This window comes from Nocardioides sp. P4_G10 (genome assembly GCF_056401175.1).
On record NZ_JBFUJV010000009.1, the window covers coordinates 45,649 to 64,397 of the forward strand.

Here is an 18,749-nt window from a genome sequence, read left to right on the forward strand (position 1 = left end):
CGGAGGAGGAGAAGGAGGAGCGTTGCCGGTTACCGGTGTCCGCACGCTGGTCGTGGCGGTCCTCGCTGCTGCCGTCGCCGTCCGGATGACCGCGACCCAGCCGCTGTCGGGCGCCTACGCGCGTATTGCCGCGGACCCCGCCGCTGTGCTGCGAAGCGCCGCCGACGGATGGACCGTGTCCGGCACGCTCGGCGACGCCAGCGCGCAGGGCCTCCGGGACGTTCCCGTGGCTGCCTTCCTGTGGCTGACCGACGGGCTGGGGATCCCGTCGGCCGGCGGACGGACCGTCTGGGCCGTGCTCGTCCTGGTCCTGGCCGCTGTCGGCGCGGTGCGCCTGGCGCGCGCCCGCGTGTCGTGGGTTGACGCGCCGCACGAGCCGTGGACGCCGTGGGTCGGCGCGGCGCTCTTCGCCTGCGCGCCCGTGCTGGTCACGACCGTCCAGCAGTCACCGGGCGACGGCCTCGTGGTGGCGCTCCTCCCATGGGTGCTCGCCCCCCTCGTCCGCCGCGCGGACGGCTGGCGTGCGGCCGCCGCGTCCGCGGCCTGGCTCGGGCTCGCCGGTGCGGGCACGCCTGCGTGGGCCCTCGCCGCACTGATGGCCGGGCTCGTGACGGCGGTCGCGACCTCCCGGCGCCCGGGCGGGACACGCCAGCTCGCCCGGTGGTCGGTGCTGGCTGCGATCTCCTCGGCCTGGTGGGTGGCCGCCTACGTGTGGGAGACGTCGTACGCCACCGAGGTGACGGGTCTGGCGGCCACGCGTCTGTCCGTCGCCGGGATCGCCGAGGCGCTCGGCCTCCCCGCGTCGGGTCCGGTCCTGACCGCGCTGGTGCTCCTCGGCCCGGTCGCCGTGGCGGTGTCCGCCCTGGTGCTGCGGGTGGGTCGGGACCGCGCCGTCGTCGCGGCCCTGCTCGCGCTCTCAGCTGTGGCGACGCTCGTGGGCGTCGTCGGCGGGGGATGGCCCGCGTGGCTCCCTGTGCCCGCCTCCACCGCCAGTGCCGCCGTCGCCGTGCCGGTGCCGTGGACCGTCCTCGGAGGCTGGGTCGCGCTGGCCGCCCTGCTCGCGTGGACCCCGGTCGTCGACCACCTGCTCGCCCGCCTGCCGCGCTCGTGGGCGTGGCAACCTGCGACGGGGCCCGGGCTCGTCGCAGCCGGGCTGGCCGTCCTCGCTCTGCTCTCGGTCGCGGGACCGGTCCTCGCCGTGCAGGAGCCCGAGGCGGCCCCCGGGCCCGCAGTCGGCGACGCCGAGCAGTGGGCCGAGGTGGCCGCCTGGTCGAAGACCGCGCCACCAGGCCGGGTCCTCGTGCTCCCCGCGGTGACCGAGGGGCGCGTGGAGCCCGCGGTCGAGCAGGCGCTGCGGGGCCGGCCGTGGATCGCGCGCGACACCCTGCCCCTCTCAGGGACCGGGGCGACAGCAGCGCTGGACACCGCGGTGGGTCGGCTCGACCGCGGCCATGACGGAGCGGGCACGGCGACCGCACTCCGGCACCTGGGCATCACCTACGTCCTCCTGCGCAACGACGTACCCGCGGCCGCGGACAGGGAGCGCCCGCTCGGGCTCATCCGTCACGCCCTTCTCCTCCAGGGCGCGTCGCGAGTCGCCGCGATCGGGTCGCCCGCCCGAGGCGGTGACGACGCCGCCGCTGCCGAAGGCATCGTGGACCTCGGCGTGCGGGACCCCGCCGGCTCGCTCGAGATCTGGGCGCTCGACGATGCAGCCGACGGCAGCCTCCACGACGGCGCTCCGTTGTCGGTGGCAGGGAACGCCGGCGTCGTCGGCGACCTCGCCGACGCCGGCCTGGCGGACGGGCCCGCCCTCGTGCTCGGCACCCCGCGCGACGGGCCGGCCGACCTCGTGTCCGACAGCGCACGCCGGCAGGACGTCGACCAGCGCGTCGCGAGCGACCCGTTCGGACCTGTGCTCGGACCGGAGGAGCCGCGCACTGTCGTGCCGCCCGACTCTGTGCCGCAGACGACCGCCTCGCGCGCTCTCACGGGTGCCGAGGAGGTGCGAGCGTCCTCGTCGGCCGCCGACCTCGACTCCTCGCGCCGACGCGTCGGCGCCGTGGCCGCGGCAGCGGTCGACGGCAACGCCTTCACGGCGTGGCAGTCGCGGCGCGGACACGTCGTCGACGAGTGGTGGGAGATCACCTTCGACGGCGTGACCGACCTGACCTCCGGCCAGCTCCGGGTCGTGCAGAACCCCTTCGCGTCCTACCAGGTCACGCGCGTGAGGCTGGAGTCCGACAACGGGTCGACCGACGTCGACGTGCCCGCCGACGGTGCGGTCGCCCTGACCGGCGTCGGCCGCACCGGTCGGCTCCGGGTGGTCGCCACCGGCGTCAGCGGGACCGTGTCCGGGGCGAGCAGCTTCGCCATCTCCGAGCTCGCCGTCCCCGAGATGGAGGTCAAGGAGGAGCTGGTGGTCGGGGGAGCGGAGGGCGACTCCTGGATCGTGGCCGCCCGGCCGCCGAGCTTCGCCACCTGCGTGCCGTCCTTCCCGATCGGCGGGACCGTCGATCCCGGGCCGAGCGAGACGGTGTGCAACCGCGGCCTCACCGTCGACGGCCCCGACTCCGGCTCGATCGCACGCGTCCTGCGCCCGTTGCGGAGCGGGGAGGTTGCCGGCCGCGTGTGGGTACGTGCCGCTGACAGCGCCGAGTCCATCCGCCTGGCGGAGCGCCTGGCGCGACCCACGATCACCGCGACGGCGTCGAGCGTCGCGTCCTCGGACCTCGTGGCCGGTCCGCAGGCCGCGGCCGACGCAGACCCGGCCACGGCGTGGCGACCCTCGCCGGAGGACGGATCGCCCACCCTCGTGCTGGCCTGGGACCGCCCCGCCCTGGTCACCGGCGTGCGCATCACGACCGCGGCGCGCCGGCTGTCGAGCCTCCCGACGCACGTCACCGTGTCCTACGGCGGGAGCGACCGCACCGCGTCGGGAGAGATCGGCCCCGACGGGGTGCTGGACCTGCCCGAGGTCCGCACCCGCGAGCTGACGCTCGTATTCAGGGCGGAGACGCCCCAGACGTCGGCGGACTCACTCACGGGTGGGATGCAGTCCGTGCCGATCGCCGTGTCAGAGGTGGAGGTCGTGGGCGCACCGGCGCTGCGCTACGACGCCGACGACGTGGAGGAGCTGCCGTGTGGCTCCGGCCCCGACGTCACGGTCGGGGGTGTCGCCCACGAGACGGCCGTGCGGGCCTCCGCCCGGCAGGTGGTCGAGGCGTCGATCGTCCCGGCCACCCTCTGCGAGCGGCCGTTCCTGCGGACGGGCGAGGTGCGGGTCGACGTCGAGGCCTCGTTCTCGTGGATCCCGATCGGCCTCGTGCTGGCGTCCCCCGACGGGGTCCTCGGTGAGGTCGACGAGGAGGACCCCGGCGCTGGCGCCGGTGGCGGGGTGCCGGCGGGGACGATCGGTTCCCGTCCGACCACGCAGGTCGTGGACGTCGATGCGGACGGACAGGCGACGCTCGCCCTCGCCGTGCCGGCCGCCAAGGGGTGGACCGCGGTCGCCGACGGGCGTGAGCTGCCGACGCTCACCGTCGACGGGTGGGCCCAGGCGTGGCAGGTGCCCGAGGGCGTCGACCGGGTGACCGTGCGCTACGCCTCGGGCGAGGTGCTGCGCTGGGCGGCCGGACTGGCGGTCTCGGGCTGGGCGCTCGTGGTCGTGCTGGCGCTGTGGTCGTCGGCCCGGCGGCCGCGGAGCCGGGGCAGGTGGGGTCGGCGGGCCCAGGCGATGGTCGGGCGCTCCACCCAGGCGTAGGTCGCCGCGCCGAGGGGGATCGAGATCCCCAGCACCCACACGAGTCGCCACAGCAACCCGATCACCCCGTCGGGGAACGTGATGTCCCGCTCCAGGATCACGATGACCGGCACGTGCCACAGGTAGATGCCGTAGGACCAGCGTCCGATGGCGACGAGCCATCGTCGGCTCAGCAGCTGGTTGGTCGGGACGACGGGGGGGCCGAAGACCACGACGCAGAGCAAGAGGCAGGCGATCGCGGCTGCCGCGAAGGTGCGGACCTGATCCTCGGCGAACGTCACCGGCACGAACCCGGACGGCCCGCCGAGGGGCGAGGTCGCGAGTGCGACGAGCGCGAGGGTGAGGACCACGGGCGCCCAGCGGTCCGTGCACAGCGAGCGGAGTCCGCGCAGGGTCACGAGTCCGGCCCGGCGCCCCTCGACCAACAGCGCGACGAGGGCGCCGCCCGCGAAGCAGAACAGGAACGCGGGCAGCCAGTAGGGGTAGATGAGCTGTCCCGTGAGGTCGGACTCCGCGGTCCAGAGTCGCCACCCGATCGAGATCGGGAGCGCCAAGGAGATGAGCAAGGCGCAGATCCACAGGGAGGCGACGCCGCTGCGCCGCCGAGCGAGCTGGCCGGTGACCCATCCCATGACGGGGAGCGCGACGTACCACGACACCTCGGTGGCGAGGCTCCAGGTGTGCAGCATGGCCTCACGAGCCGGCTCCACCTCGTAGATCCAGGTCAGGGTTATTGCGCGCCACCATCCCTCGGCGCCCGACGGGCGCGAGGCCGGGATGACCAGGGCGACCAGGATCAGCACGACCCAGTAGGCGGGGAAGATCCGGGTGGCCCGTCGGATCACGAAGCTGCCCAGGTCGGGCCGCCGAGCCTCCCCGAGGCTCCAGCGCGCCCAGGGTCGGTAGAGCAGGAACCCCGAGATCACGAACAGGCTGACGGGTCCGTAGGTGGGGAGCCCCAGCCAGTCGAACTCGGTGCGCCCCGAGGTGTGGATCAGCACGACCATCAAGGCGGCGAAGCCCCGGAGTCCGGTGAGGCTCGCGATCTCTGCCGCACGCTGCGCCCGTGCCTCGTCGGCGGGCGTGTCCTCCCACTCGACCGCGGTGCTCGCTACCACGCGGGCGATTAGATCACGCCGGGCCGGGGACGGACGCCCGATCGTCGGCTCCCACCGGAGAGCGGCGAAGCGCGGACCCCCGTCGCACCATCGACTACAGTCGCCGCGTGCCGCCGCAGTCCTCGTCCACTCCGTCGGCCTGGGCTCCCACGCTGCGCCGGTCCGTGCGCCTGTTCCGCGCCTTCCGGGTCGAGCAGACCCAGCCCGACGTCTTCTACGGCGAGCTCGCCGACGACGCGGTCGGCCACGTGTCCAACTACACCGAGCTCGCCGGCGCGCGCATGCTCGACGTCGGCGGGGGACCGGGCTACTTCCGGACCGCGTTCGAGGGAGCGGGGGCCACGTACTTCGCCCTCGACGCCGACGTCGGTGAGCTGTCGGGGCTCGGAGGGATCGCCCCCCGCACGGTGCTCGGGAGCGGGATGCAGCTGCCGTTCGCCGACGCGACCTTCGACATCTGCTACTCGTCCAACGTGCTCGAGCACGTGGACGACCCCTGGCGCATGGCCGACGAGATGGTGCGGGTGACCCGTCCGGGCGGTCTGGCCTTCATCTCCTACACGGTCTGGTACGGCCCGTGGGGCGGTCACGAGACGTCCCCCTGGCACTACCTCGGCGGCCGCCGCGCCAGGCGCCGCTACCGGCTTCGCCACGGCCACGAGCCCAAGAACAAGTTCGGTGAGTCGCTGTTCGCCGTCACGGTGCGGGCGGGTCGCGAGTGGGCCAGCGCCCAGGGCGGCGCCGAGGTCCTCGACGTCGTCCCGCGCTACAACCCCGCCGCAGCACGCTGGCTCTCCCGGGTGCCCCTCCTGCGCGAGGTCGTCACCTGGAACCTGGTCATCGTCCTGCGCCGTCGATGACCTCCCCGCCTCCCCGCGCGTCGCCGTCACCCGTCACGTGGCGCTTCCGGCTCGCCGTCTGCTGCCTGGCGCTGGTGGCGCTGGCGTTCTCGCAGCGACCCGGGCGACAGGTCAGCGACACCAAGTTCGACCTCGTCGCCGACCCCGGCGCGATGCTGGCGCGGGCCCTGCACATGTGGGACCCGACCGGGGGGTTCGGGCAGGTGCAGAACCAGGCCTACGGCTACCTCTTCCCGATGGGCCCGTTCTTCTGGCTCGGCGACCTCGCCTCGGTCCCCGCGTGGGCGGTCCAGCGCGCCTGGTGGTCGCTGCTGCTCGTCGTGGCATTCCTCGGCGTCGTCAAGCTCAGCGGGGCGCTGGGGATCGGCACCCCGACCAGCCGGGTCGTGGCCGGCTTCGCCTACGCCCTGTCGCCGCGCATCCTCACCACCCTCGGCCCCATCTCGATCGAGGCGTGGCCCATGGCACTCGCGCCGTGGGTGCTGGTGCCCCTGGTGCTGGGCTCGCGGCGGGGGTCGCCGGTGCGCGCGGCCGCCCTGTCGGCTCTGGCGGTCGCCGCCGTCGGCGGGGTCAACGCCGCGGCCACGGCGGCGGTGCTGCCGCTCGGTGCGGTCTGGCTGCTGACGCGCACACCCGGACCGCGGCGCCGTGCCCTGCTCGTGTGGTGGCCCGCCCTCGTCGCCATGGGCACGCTGTGGTGGCTGGTGCCGCTGTTCCTCCTAGGGGGCTACAGCCCGCCCTTCCTCGACTTCATCGAGACGGCCGCGGTGACCACCTTCCCCACGACCCCCTTCGACGTGCTGCGCGGCACGTCGCACTGGGTGCCGTACGTCGATGCGACCTGGCAGGCCGGCAACGACCTGGTCGCGACCGGCTACGTCGCGATCAACGCCGCGGTGCTCCTGGTGCTCGGCCTGGTGGGTCTCTCGCTGCGGGGCAACCCGCACCGCAGGGTCCTGGTCCTCGGCCTGCTGACGGGACTGGTGCTGGTGTCCCTCGGGCACTCGGGCGCGGTCCACGGATGGTTCGCCGACGCCGAGCGCACGGTGCTCGACGGCGCGCTCGCACCCCTGCGCAACGTGCACAAGTTCGACCCGGTCCTGCGGCTGCCGCTCGTGCTCGGGCTCGCCCACCTGCTGGGCGCGCTCGCGGCCACCGCTCAGGACCCCGACCACGGCCGCCTCGACTGGCGCTCCCGGCTGGAGGACGGCCAGCGCGTGGCCAGTGTCGGGCTCGTCGTGCTGGCGAGCGTCGCCGTCGCCGGCGTGGCCAGCCCCGCGCTGGCGGGCAGGCTCTCCCCGACGCAGGACTTCCAGGACGTCCCCGGCTACTGGCAGCGGGCGGTGTCGTGGCTGGACGAGCAGGAGGCCGGCGACCGCGGGACGGCGCTGCTCGTGCCGGGATCCAGCTTCGCGACCTACCTGTGGGGCACGCCTGAGGACGAGCCGCTGCAGTCCTACGGCGTGTCTGGCTGGGCAGTGCGCAACGCCGTGCCGCTCGCACCGCCGGGCAACATCCGGATGCTCGACGCGGTGGAGCAGCGGCTCACCACCGGTCAGCCGTCCGATGGGCTCGCTCCGTTCCTCGCCCGGGCCGGCGTCGGCCTGCTGGTGGTGCGCAACGACCTGCGCCCGACCGACGACGTACCACTCCCGGTGCTGGTGCACCAGGCGCTCGAGGGCTCACCGGGCATCGAGCGGGTCGCCGACTTCGGTCCCGAGGTCGGGGGACCGGTGCGCCTGGAGTCTGAGCGTGGCACCACGCTCGTCGCGGAGGGGGGCTGGCACGCGTCGTACCCCGCTGTGGAGGTCTACTCGGTGGACGGCGCGACCGAGGCCGCGGCCGCACAGGCGCCGCCGGTCGTCGTCGGGGGACCGGAGGACCTCCTCGGCCTCCTCGACGCCGGACTGCTCGGGGACGAGCCTGCCGTGCTCGCCGCAGACGCCGCCGAGCCCGGGGCCGAGGCGTCGTCCCGCGGGCCGCTGCTCCTGACCGACGGCCTGCGTCGCCGCGAGGCGACGTTCGCGCGGGTCCACGACGGTCGCTCCGCCACCCTGGAGGCCGATGACGACGGGCGACGCGGTGCCCCGGCCCGCGACTACGTCGCACCTGAGGCGAGCCGCTGGGAGACCACCGCCCGCATCATCGGCGCGCGCTCGGTCACCGCATCCGGCTCTCGCGCGTACGCCGACACCGTCGGGCCGGTGCTCCCGGAGACACTTCCCTACGCGGCCTTCGACGGTCGACCCGAGACGCAGTGGGAGTCGGGGCCGCCGCGCCGTGGCCGGGATCCGTGGGTGGAGGTCGCCCTCGAGCGCCCGGCGGAGATCCAGCAGGTCACGGTGGTCACGGGTGAGACCGGCTCCGACGAGGATCCCACGATCGTCGTCGAGACGGAGGCCGGGAGCTCGCGGGCCGTCCGCGCCCCGGCCGGCGAGCCGGTCGTGGTGTCCCTGCCGGACGGTGCGACGTCGTGGTTGCGGGTGCGCGCCACGCACGACGGCGGTCTGCCCACGGAGCTCGCGGTCGCCGAGGTCCGGGCCGATGGGCTGGACGTCGACCGGACCCTCGTGCTTCCCGAGGTGCCGGCCGCGTGGGGACCACCCGACCGCGTGCTCCTGTCGGCAGGCCCCTCGCTCGACGCGTGCGTGGAGGTGGAGGAGGACGTCCGCTGCGCCGCGGGTCGAGCCCGACCGGATGAGGGCGGCGGGGTCATCGACCGCACCGTGCAGCTCGGAGCCGGAGCGGACTACGGGGTCGCGCTCGAGGTGCGCCCGGTCGCGGGTGACGCCCTGACCGGCCTGATGCTCCGGGACCAGCTCGTCAACGTGAGCGCCTCGTCGACCGCCGTGGACGACGCCCGCGCCTCGGCGCTGGCGGCGATCGACGGCCGTCCGGGAACGACCTGGCTCGCCGACGAGGACGACGACGACCCGACCCTGGACGTGACCTGGATCGGCGAGCGACCCGTCCGGGAGATCCGGCTCTCGCTCGACCGGCAGGCCGCGGCCTCCCGGCCGACCGAGCTGGAGGTGGTGCATCCCGGCGGTCGCCAGGTCGTACGACTCGACGAGTCCGGCCGGGCCGAGCTCGAGCCGTTCCGCGCCACTCGGGTCTCGGTGCGGGTGCTCGGCCAGGAGCGGGCCTACGGTCGCTCCCGCGCAGGGGACCTCGAGCCCCTCCCGGTCGGCGTGAGCGAGCTGCGCCTGCCCGGGACGGGCATTCTCCCCCTCACGCTGTCCGACACCCCGGTCGACATCGGGTGCGGCTTCGGGCCGACCCTGCGCGTCGGGGAGACCCTCTTCGCGAGCAGCGTGACGGCTTCGCCGCGCCAGCTCTTCGACGCCGAGCCCCTGCCCGCACGTGCCTGCGGGCCCCAGACGGTCGGCCTCGACGCGCCCACCACGCGCGTCGTTGCGGCGCCCGCCCCCGCGTTCCGGCCGACAGCGGTGACCTTCGCGCGTCCCGGCGCTGTCGCGCCGGCGGGCGCGTCACCGGCCACCGTGACCCCGACGTCCGCGGTGGAGGCCACCCTCGACGCCGCGGGTGCCGGCGGTGGCGTGGTCGCGGTGCGCAACAACGCCAACAGAGGATGGCGGGCCGAGCTCCCGGACGGGTCGAGCGCACCGCCGCTGGTGGTCGACGGCTGGCAGCAGGCCTGGCACGTGCCCGAAGGAGTCGCGTCACTCGACCTGCGCTACGTCCCGGACCGCGCCTACCGCACGGCCCTGGCCGTGGGCGCGCTCCTGCTCGCTCTGCTGGCGCTGGGCACGCTGCTCCTCCGACGTCGCGGTCCGGGGCCGGCGTCGGGTCCGGCGCCCTGCGGCACGCGGGTGGCACCCTGGGTGGTGCCTCTTGCCGGGGTGGCCGCCCTCGCCCTCGTCGGCGGGTGGTGGGGCCTGGCTGCCGGGTTCGTCGGCGCGGCTGTGTCGGTCCTCGCCCGCCGCTGGGTGGCGGGGCCGTCGGTGGCGTGGGGGGCCGGGCTGCCCGTGGTGGTCGCGGGACTCGTCTACTGGTGGCGTCCGCTGGGCTCCGCCGACGGCTGGGCGGGGGCGCTCGTGCTGCCCCAGCTGCTGGTGGCGGTGGCGCTCGGGGCGCTCGTGGTCGCGGACCTGGACTGGCGCGGCCAGACGTCGCGCAGCCGCAGCGCCGGGCGCTCGACCACACGGTGAAGCACCTCCGACACCAGCAGTGACGCCCCGAGGGTGAGCACGAACAGCTCGATCCCGCGTCCCTCGAAGAGCGGGATGTCGCGCCAGTCGGCGATCAGCTCCAGCAGCAGCAGGTGCACGCAGAAGATGCCGTAGGACAGGTGTCCCACGTGACGCGGCACCCGGGACGACAGCGCCCGGACGAAACGGCCGTCGGCCGGGGCGAAGATCCCGGGGAGGATGACGAAGCCGGCGATCCCGGCGTAGAGCACGTTCTTGGTCAGTGCGGCGCCGAGCGTGGTCGGCGTGAGGTCGGGCGGTCCCGCCAGTGGGGTCGCGGCGATGACGAAGAGTGCTCCCGCAGCCAGCCAGCACAGCCCGGGCGAGCGGCCCAGCTCCTGGACGACTGCCGTGACGCGACCGGCGCCGGCGCCGCGGTCCTCGCGGGAGCGCACGTCGTACGACGCCAGGAGGATGCCGACGGCGAACCAGACGAGGTAGGACGGCAGCCAGAGCCGGATCATCGTCCCTCCACCGTCCCACCGCACGGAGAGGTCCATCAGCCAGACGACGCTCGTCGCCGCCATGGCGAGGGCGAGGAGGCCGAGGCGGTCGCCACGGCGGCCCCGGGCGCCTGAGAGCCCGAGCCACATCAGGACCGGGAGCACCAGGTAGAAGGCGACCTCGGTGGACAGGCTCCACATCTGGGTCAGACCGTCGGGCAGATGGTCGTCGACGTAGATGTTGGCCAGCAGCAGCGTGGTGACCCACTGGCCGACCCCGGCCCCGCGGTTGCCCGGCAGCAGTGTCATGGCGGCGACGACCGTCACGACGTAGACGGGGACCAGGCGCAGGGCACGCTTCCAGAGGTAGTGCGTCGTCGACGGCGGCGGCAGCCCGGCCCGGTGCCGGGCGATCCAGGGCCGGGACAGCAGGAAGCCGGACAGCACGAAGAACACCGCGACACCGACGTCGAGCCGCGACAGCGCCGTCCCGTAGACCGGGTGTGCGTAGGCCCCGGCCCAGAAGGCGGCGTGCGTGGCGAGGACGGCGACGGCCGCCACCGCCCGGAGGGAATCGAGTGCGGGGAAGGCGACCGAGGATCCCGGACGGTCTCGGTGGAGCATGGGGGCGAGTGTCCCACGCGCCAGCGGGCGCAGCACTACTCTTCGCGCATGCTGCTGCTGAGACGCGTCCACGCCGTGCTGTCCCGCGTGGTGTCCGAGGCCCGCGAGCGAGGTGTCCGCGAGGTCGTCGGCACCTGCGTCCGGTGGGCCGGCGGGTGGATCACCGGACGTCCGGCACGGGGTCGCGAGCACGGCTCGTTCGCGTGGGACGGCGCCCGGTTGCCCTACTTCGTGCACGACTACCACTACACGTGGCTCAACGAGCGTGCCGTCGAGGTCGCCTTGGCCCTCGACCTCCTCGAGCGCCACCCGGGGGCGAGCGTGCTGGAGGTCGGCAACGTGCTGGGCCACTACGTCCCGTTCGAGCACACGGTCGTCGACAAGTACGAGCAGGCGCCGGGCGTGCTCAACGAGGACGTCGCCGACCTCGACCTCGGCCGGCGCTTCGACCTGGTGCTGGCGATCTCCACGCTGGAGCACGTGGGCCTCGACGAGGACGTGCGCGACGACGACAAGCCGCTGCGGGCGCTCGAGCGGCTGCGCGCGCACGTCGCTCCGGGCGGACGGCTCTGGGTGACACACCCGGTGGGCTACAACCCGGCGCTCGACGCGCGGCTGCGCGACGGTGTGCCCGGCGTCACGCGGATGCGTGCCCTGCGCCGCGAGCGAGCGCGCAACCAGTGGAGCGAGGTCCCGCTCGAGCAGGCCTGGGAGACGTCGTACGACCGTCTCCTCTACACGGCCCACGCCGTCGTCGTCGCCGAGCTCGACGCGCTGGAAGACGGTCCTGCCAAGTCTGGTGCCGACGAGGTGACTGACTGGTAACGTTCGCGCGTCGCGTGAGCACCAACACATTCTTGAGGAGCGCAGGTGGGTAAGAAGCTGGCCGTCATCTTGACGGGATTGGGCGTTTTCGTCCTGGGGGTCGCACTGCTCGCCCGGTTCTACGCCTACGACCGACTGGCCGTGGTGCCGCTCGACCAGGACACGGTCTCGGTCTCCGAAGGGCCCGGCGCGACGATCTTCGACATCGCGAGCCAGCAGGAGATCACCGTCGACCTCGTGTCCACCCGCAACGTCGTGGGTGACGTGGAGGCTTCCGAGAAGGCGAGCGACGAGCTCGGTCGTGACATCGCCGTGTGGGAGACGCTCGTCTACACCGACGAGCCCGGCGCCGAGGTCAGCGCCGACAGCCCGCCGAAGTCCGGCACGCACGACCTCGTCGCGTTCGACCGCCACACCGGTGAGACGGTCACGTGCTGTGACACCTACACCAGCACGACCGCCGACGACCGCGGGGTCGAGGAGAAGGACACCATCGCCTTCGAGGGCCTCTACTTCAAGTTCCCGTTCCAGACCGAGAAGAAGACCTACCGCTTCTGGGACGGCTCGCTGCGCGAGGCCCCCGAGATCGAGTTCAAGGACACCGAGACCATCGAGGGCCTCGAGGTCTACCGCTTCGAGCAGGTCATCCCACCGACCACCGTCGGCAACATCACCGCCCCTGCCTCGTTCTTCGACATCGACGAGGAGGGTGACGTCACCCTCGACCGCATCTACTCCAACACCCGCACGCTGTGGATCGAGCCGGAGACCGGCGTCATCATCCGCGGCCAGGAGGACCAGCTGAGCGTGGCGGAGTACGAGGGCGAGCAGGTCGCGACCCTCACCGACGTGACCATCGGCTACAACCCCGAGACGATCTCCGACAACGTCGACACCTACTCGTCCCTCGCCACCCAGCTCAAGCTGATCCGCATCTGGGTGCCCCTCGTCGGCGGGATCCTGGGCCTGCTCCTGCTCGCGGCCGGGCTCGTGATGCTCCGTTCGCGCCGCTCCGAGGCGCACGCCTCCGGCAGCCACAGCAGCGCCGATGACGGGACGCTTACCAAGAGCGACCGCTAGGTCTGTCCCTCAGAGCGGGGCGCTGGTCGTCCCCGCCGAGGTGGGAACGACGGCCGACGGGTCATCCCGTCGGCCGTCGGCCTTCGCACGTCGTGGGGTCCGCGCCGCCCCGGGCGGCCTCGCGACCGTCGGCACGGCCGTCCCGGTCCGTGTCGGGATCAGCCGGGTCGGTGCGCACGAGCCGTCCGTCCGTGAGCCGGTAGCCCCGGACCTCGCGCCGGTCGGTGACCGTGTCGCCGTCCGTGTCCTCGAGGTAGGGGACGCTGGCGGTCCGGAGCCGCAGCCGGACCGCGCCCGAGCACGTGAGCACCCGCTGGCGCACGACGTAGCCGCGCACCTCGCGCCCGTCTGCGATGCTGTCGCGGTCGGTGTCCGGGCGCCGCGGGTCGGTGCCCGTCCCGAGGCCGCGTCGCGTCAGGTCGAGGGCGTCGCCCACGGTCCGCGCCAGCAGTGCGTGCCCGGCGTCCGTGAGGTGAACCGCATCCGGCCCGATGAGGTCCTCGGGGTCGGCGCCGAGGGCATCGTGGGCCTCGAAGGTGCTGCCGACGTCGATGAAGGTCACCCGCGGCAGCCGGACCGCGAGCTGTTGCAGGGCATCGCGGTACCCCTGCCAGACCTCGAGGCTGACCTGGTAGCGCCGCACGGGCTGGAGCAGCACGTGGCAAGGAGGGCGGGCGCTGGCGGCGTCGATGCGCCGTAGGACGGCCTCGACCTGCGCGACGAAGGTCGCGGCCGGCACCCGGGCCACGGCGTCGTTGGACCCGATCATGTGCACGACGCAGGTGGGCTGCACCACGCGGACGGCGTACTCGTGCGCGTCGGTGAAGTAGGTGGCCGCCGTCGAGCCGCCCACGGCGCCGTTGATGCCCTGGACGCCTGGCTTCTCGTCCGGCCGGTCGGTGCTGTCCCTCAGGTCGCGCGTCGGGGGAGGCGCGGAGGCCCCAGCCGGGAACGTCTCCTGCAGCCGGGCGACGACCTGGTCGACGAAGCGGGCCGCGGGTGAGCTCGCTCCCACGCCGTAGGTGGTCGACGAGCCGAGGAAGAGCAGCCGGACCGGCTGGCTCCGACGACGGGCGAGGGCTGTCGTCAGCGGGGTCAGGGACGGTCGGGCGACGGCAGTGGCACCGAGCTCTGCCCGGTCGGACAGGCCGTCCCGGTCCTGGTCGACCGTGGTGGCACGAGTGGCGCCGGCTGGGGGAGGGAGCACGCCGGCCGTCGCCGTCGTCGCGGTCACGCACGCGCAGGTGCTCAGGGCGACCAGTGCCGTGGCGGGCAGCAACCCGCGGCGGGGCGGGGGCTGGTCGGGTCGGCGCCAGGGCATGGCGCAGGCTATCCCGGGAGTGGACGTCGGTCAGGTGATCMGGTCGGCCACGAAGATCGCGGTGCCGGGCGTCAACAGCCCGCGGGCACGTGACCAGCCGCCCCAGACCCGGTCGTTCTGCTCGGGCCACTCGGGCTCGACGAGGTCGACCAGCCGGAAGTCGCGCGCGGCGAGCAGGCGTACCCAGTCGCCGAGCGTGCGGTGGTGCTCGACGTAGGCGACCACGCCGCTGGCGTCGTCGACCTCCACGTAAGGCGTGCGGTCCCAGTAGGACTGCGTCGCCGTCAGGCCGGGCTCGCCCGGGTCGTCGGGGAACATCCAGCGCGTCGGGTGGGTGACGGAGAAGGCGAAGCGGCCTCCCGGGCGCAGCACCCGGGCGACCTCGGCGACCGCCACGTCGATGTCGCTGACGAACTGCAGGGCGCCGAACGAGCAGAAGACGACGTCGAAGCTGCGGGCAGCGAAGGGCAGGGCGGTGGCGGTGCCACGGACGGACGGCACGGCCACACCGGTCTCCTCGTCGAGCCGCAGCGAGTGCTGCAGCTGGCGGTGCGACAGGTCGAGGCCGAACCCGCGGCCGCCGCGTGTGCGCACCCAGCGCGAGCACTGACCGGCACCGCTGCCCACCTCGAGCACGTCGAGACCGGACACGTCGCCGAGGACCCCGAGCTCGTCCTCGGTGTGGCCCTCGGGCCCCCAGACGAAGCCGGCGTCTCCGAGGAACGCCCCGTGCGTGGCCTGGTACTCGTCGGCGTAGCGGTCCCAGTCGGGCCCGTTGGCGCTGCGCGACTCGCGCTCGGAGACGGGGCGCCGCTCGACCCGTACGGACTGCGGCAGGTGATCCTCCACGCCCGGAGCGTACTTCCCGGCCGTGGGGCCACGGCCACGGTGCCCCCGTGGCACCATGCGAGGCGATGAGCGAGCTGGGGACGGTGCTGCGGCCGTTGGAGGGTGGCCACTCGGGGCGGACCTTCCTCGGGGAGGTCGCCGGCGAGCGTGCCGTCGTCAGGTTCTACCCACCCGGTGACCCCCGCGGGGACGCCGCACCCGAGGTGGACCAGGCGGTGCTGCGACTCGTGCGCGGGCTGCTCCCCGTCCCGGACGTCCTCGAGGTCCGGCACGCGGATGCAGCGGCGGGCCGGCCCGGGCTGCTGGTGACGTCGTGGCTGCCGGGGGAGCGCGGCGACCTCGTCGTGGAGCGCCTCTCCGCCGCCGGTGACGCCGACGGGCTCACCCGGCTCGGGGCGAGCACCGGGGCGGTCGCCGCCGCGCTCGCGGGGATGCCGATGCTGCGACCGGGGCCATTCGTCGACGCCGAGCTGACCGTCGGCGCCTTCCCCGACGGCGGCCTGGACGACTGGGTCGCCTCCCGCCTGGCGCACTGGCCCGAGTCCGAGCTCACGCCGCTGGCGGAGGTGGCCCGGCAGTCGCAGGACCGGCTCGACACGCAGCGGCGGACCTGCCTCGTGCACAGCGACCTGAACCCGAAGAACCTGCTCGTCGACCCCGGCACCCTCGAGGTGACCGGCGTGCTCGACTGGGAGTTCGCCCATGCGGGGCACCCGTGGACCGACCTCGGCAACCTGCTGCGGTTCGAGCGGGACCCGTCCTACGTGGGAGGCGTCCTCGGGGCCTGGACGACCCGGCACGGGGGAGCGGTCGCCGAGCTGCTCGACGGGGCGCGCGCGGCCGACCTCTGGGCGCTCGTCGACCTCGCCTCCCGCGAACGGGACAACCCGGTGGCCGACCGCTCCGCGACTCTCCTCAGGGCCGTCGCGCAGGCCGGCGACGTGCACGCGTGGCCCGGCGCGTCGTAGGACCGCTCTGAGCGTGGGCTGAGCGTGGCCCGGCCGGTTGGACGCGAGGTGTCGGGCCCGCGTAGTCTTGGGAGTTGCGCCAGTCGTCTGCCCGGCTTCCATACCGAGCGAACCCGGGCTCGCCGCGTCACCGCGGGTGATCACTCACCGTCGTGACCAGTGAAACAGACAGCTGCACGCGTCCGCACGACTCCATCCATCCAAGGAATCTTCTTCCATATGACGAGCACGCTCTCCACTCTTCCGGACTACGACGCCCCTCAGGTGGCGATCAACGACATCGGGTCCGAAGAGGACTTCCTCGCGGCAATCGACGCGACGATCAAGTACTTCAACGACGGCGACATCGTCGACGGCACCATCGTCAAGGTGGACCGCGACGAGGTCCTCCTCGACATCGGCTACAAGACCGAGGGCGTCATCCCCTCGCGCGAGCTGTCGATCAAGCACGACGTCGACCCCAACGAGGTCGTTTCCGTGGGCGACAAGGTCGAGGCCCTGGTCCTCCAGAAGGAGGACAAGGAAGGCCGTCTGATCCTGTCCAAGAAGCGCGCCCAGTACGAGCGCGCCTGGGGCACCATCGAGCAGGTCAAGGAGGAGGACGGCGTCGTCGAGGGCACCGTCATCGAGGTCGTCAAGGGCGGCCTCATCCTCGACATCGGCCTGCGCGGCTTCCTGCCCGCGTCGCTGGTCGAGATGCGTCGCGTCCGCGACCTGCAGCCGTACGTCGGCCAGACGCTCGAGGCGAAGATCATCGAGCTCGACAAGAACCGCAACAACGTGGTCCTGTCCCGCCGCGCCTGGCTCGAGCAGACCCAGTCCGAGGTTCGCCACGGCTTCCTGACCCAGCTCCAGAAGGGCCAGATCCGCAAGGGCGTCGTCTCCTCGATCGTCAACTTCGGTGCGTTCGTGGACCTCGGCGGCGTCGACGGCCTCGTCCACGTCTCGGAGCTGTCCTGGAAGCACATCGACCACCCGTCGGAGGTCGTCGCCGTGGGCGACGAGGTCACCGTCGAGGTCCTCGACGTGGACATGGACCGCGAGCGTGTCTCCCTGTCGCTGAAGGCGACGCAGGAGGACCCGTGGCAGCACTTCGCCCGCACCCACCAGATCGGCCAGATCGTGCCGGGCAAGGTCACCAAGCTGGTGCCCTTCGGCTCGTTCGTCCGCGTCGAGGAGGGCATCGAGGGCCTGGTGCACATCTCCGAGCTCGCCGAGCGTCACGTCGAGATCCCCGAGCAGGTCGTCCAGGTCAACGACGACGTCATGGTCAAGATCATCGACATCGACCTCGAGCGTCGCCGGATCTCGCTGTCGCTCAAGCAGGCCAACGAGACCGCTGCCGCCGCTGACGTGGAGGAGTTCGACCCCACGCTCTACGGCATGACCGCGACCTACGACGAGCAGGGCAACTACGTCTACCCCGAGGGCTTCGACCCCGAGACGGGCGAGTGGCTCGAGGGCTTCGACGAGCAGCGTGCGGTCTGGGAGGACCAGTACGCCAAGGCGCACGCTCGCTGGGAGCAGCACGTCAAGCAGCAGGCCGACGCGAAGGTCGCCGAGGCCGAGGCCGGCGAGGCCACCTCGTACTCCTCCGGTGGCAACGACACCGAGGACGAGACCGGTGGCGACACCGGCGGCTCGCTGGCGTCCGACGAGGCGCTGCAGGCGCTCCGCGAGAAGCTCACGGGCGGCCAGGCCTGATCGGCTGACCACCACGCACGACACGACGGCCCGCCGGGGAGACCCGGCGGGCCGTCGCCGTCTCCGGACGCGTGTGGCCAGCATCAGGTCCGGTCCGCTACAACTGGGCCCATGACAGGACGCGGCACGTCGGCACTGGTCCTCGGCGGCGGTGGCATCACCGGGATCGCCTGGGAGCTCGGCATCCTCACCGGACTGGCGCGGGCCGGGGTCGACCTCACGGGGGCCGACATCGTCGTCGGCACCTCGGCGGGGTCGGTCGTGGGTGCCCAGGTGACCAACGGCCTGCCGCTCGAGGAGCTGTACGCCGAGCAGCTCGAGCCCGCCGACGCCGAGATCGGCGGCCGGCTGTCCCGCATTGCCGCGCTCAAGCTCGTCCCGCCCTACGTGCTGCCCGGCAGTGGCCGCGACAAGCTGGCCCGCGTCGGACGGGTCGCCCACGCGTCCCACGCCCCCGGCAGCGTCGACCGCGAGGGCGTGATCCGCTCGCGGCTCCCGGTGCAGGACTGGCCCGACCGCGACCTGCGCATCACGGCCGTCGAGACCACCAGCGGTGAGTTCACCGTGTTCGGGCCCGACTCCGGGGTCGACCTGGTCGCGGCGGTCGCGGCCAGCTGTGCCGTCCCCACGGTGTGGCCGCCCGTCGAGATCGGCGGCCGGACCTACATGGACGGCGGGATGCGGTCGACCGCCAACGTCGACGTGGCCGAGGGCGCCGAGCGGGTCGTCGTGCTCGCACCGCTCCCGCGGTCGGTGAGCAGGAAGACGTCCATCCGCGCCCAGGTCGAGCGCGTCGGGCCGCGTGCCTGGTCGGTGGTGACGCCGGACGCCGACGCCCTGGCCGCCTTCGGCCGCAACCTGCTCGACCCCGCCAAGCGCGCCGTCGCGGCCGAGGCCGGGCTCCGCCAGGCCCGCGACCTGGTCGACCAGGTCGGGCCGGTCTGGTCCGCCTGAGGTCGCGGGTGGCGCTCCGAGGTCTGAGG

10 protein-coding genes and 2 pseudogenes are annotated in these 18,749 nt (G+C 73.5%); 8 read left to right on the plus strand and 4 right to left on the minus strand.

Features of this window, described 5'->3' with window-relative positions; all coding sequences use genetic code 11:
* Nucleotides 1-85: 85 nt before the first annotated feature.
* A pseudogene (locus tag AC1DP1_RS11600) lies at nt 86-3,091 on the plus strand (alpha-(1->3)-arabinofuranosyltransferase domain-containing protein); the annotation flags it as partial.
* A 509-nt stretch (nt 3,092-3,600) separates the two neighbouring features.
* On the opposite strand, the gene AC1DP1_RS11605 reads toward AC1DP1_RS11600, so the two are convergent.
* Nucleotides 3,601-4,881: an acyltransferase family protein gene (locus AC1DP1_RS11605; protein ID WP_477506984.1), complete on the minus strand. Its 1,281-nt coding sequence runs from the start codon at nt 4,879-4,881 to the stop codon at nt 3,601-3,603.
* Nucleotides 4,882-4,988: 107 nt separating this feature from the next.
* Here AC1DP1_RS11605 and AC1DP1_RS11610 point away from each other — a divergent pair, with 107 nt between their 5' ends.
* Both AC1DP1_RS11610 and AC1DP1_RS11615 read left to right on the plus strand, forming a co-directional pair.
* The gene (locus AC1DP1_RS11610) at nt 4,989-5,741 is read left to right on the plus strand and encodes a class I SAM-dependent methyltransferase (protein ID WP_477506985.1); all 753 of its coding nucleotides are present in this window, start codon (nt 4,989-4,991) and stop codon (nt 5,739-5,741) included.
* The gene (locus tag AC1DP1_RS11615; protein WP_477506986.1) at nt 5,738-9,913 is read left to right on the plus strand and encodes an alpha-(1->3)-arabinofuranosyltransferase domain-containing protein; all 4,176 of its coding nucleotides are present in this window, start codon (nt 5,738-5,740) and stop codon (nt 9,911-9,913) included. The genes AC1DP1_RS11610 and AC1DP1_RS11615 overlap by 4 nt, the downstream gene beginning before the upstream one ends.
* Before the next feature lie 20 nt (nt 9,914-9,933).
* Here AC1DP1_RS11615 and AC1DP1_RS11620 read toward each other — a convergent pair.
* Nucleotides 9,934-11,019, minus strand: a pseudogene (locus AC1DP1_RS11620) (acyltransferase family protein); the annotation flags it as partial.
* A gap of 48 nt (nt 11,020-11,067) precedes the next feature.
* Between AC1DP1_RS11620 and AC1DP1_RS11625 the strand changes: the two are divergent.
* Together AC1DP1_RS11625 and pgfA are read left to right on the plus strand one after the other, a co-directional pair.
* Nucleotides 11,068-11,844 (plus strand): class I SAM-dependent methyltransferase, encoded by a 777-nt coding sequence (locus tag AC1DP1_RS11625; RefSeq protein WP_477506987.1) that lies wholly within the window; start codon nt 11,068-11,070, stop codon nt 11,842-11,844.
* 45 nt (nt 11,845-11,889) lie between these two features.
* The gene (gene pgfA / locus AC1DP1_RS11630; RefSeq protein ID WP_477506988.1) at nt 11,890-12,924 is read left to right on the plus strand and encodes a cell envelope lipid trafficking protein PgfA; all 1,035 of its coding nucleotides are present in this window, start codon (nt 11,890-11,892) and stop codon (nt 12,922-12,924) included.
* 61 nt (nt 12,925-12,985) lie between these two features.
* On the opposite strand, the gene AC1DP1_RS11635 is transcribed toward pgfA, so the two are convergent.
* Both AC1DP1_RS11635 and AC1DP1_RS11640 read right to left on the minus strand, forming a co-directional pair.
* On the minus strand, nt 12,986-14,245 hold the full coding sequence (locus AC1DP1_RS11635) for an SGNH/GDSL hydrolase family protein (RefSeq protein WP_477506989.1): 1,260 nt from the start codon (nt 14,243-14,245) through the stop codon (nt 12,986-12,988).
* Nucleotides 14,246-14,275: 30 nt separating this feature from the next.
* Nucleotides 14,276-15,094: a class I SAM-dependent methyltransferase gene (locus tag AC1DP1_RS11640; protein WP_477506990.1), complete on the minus strand. Its 819-nt coding sequence runs from the start codon at nt 15,092-15,094 to the stop codon at nt 14,276-14,278.
* Between the two features lie 65 nt (nt 15,095-15,159).
* Here AC1DP1_RS11640 and AC1DP1_RS11645 point away from each other — a divergent pair, with 65 nt between their 5' ends.
* The 3 genes from AC1DP1_RS11645 (at nt 15,160) to AC1DP1_RS11655 (ending at nt 18,720) form a co-directional block, all read left to right on the plus strand.
* Complete coding sequence (locus AC1DP1_RS11645) at nt 15,160-16,062, plus strand: phosphotransferase family protein (RefSeq protein WP_477506991.1); 903 nt, start codon at nt 15,160-15,162, stop codon at nt 16,060-16,062.
* Between the two features lie 219 nt (nt 16,063-16,281).
* Nucleotides 16,282-17,766: a 30S ribosomal protein S1 gene (gene rpsA / locus AC1DP1_RS11650; protein WP_457189422.1), complete on the plus strand. Its 1,485-nt coding sequence runs from the start codon at nt 16,282-16,284 to the stop codon at nt 17,764-17,766.
* Nucleotides 17,767-17,877: 111 nt separating this feature from the next.
* Nucleotides 17,878-18,720: a patatin-like phospholipase family protein gene (locus tag AC1DP1_RS11655; protein WP_477506992.1), complete on the plus strand. Its 843-nt coding sequence runs from the start codon at nt 17,878-17,880 to the stop codon at nt 18,718-18,720.
* The last annotated feature ends 29 nt before the right edge of the window (nt 18,721-18,749 follow it).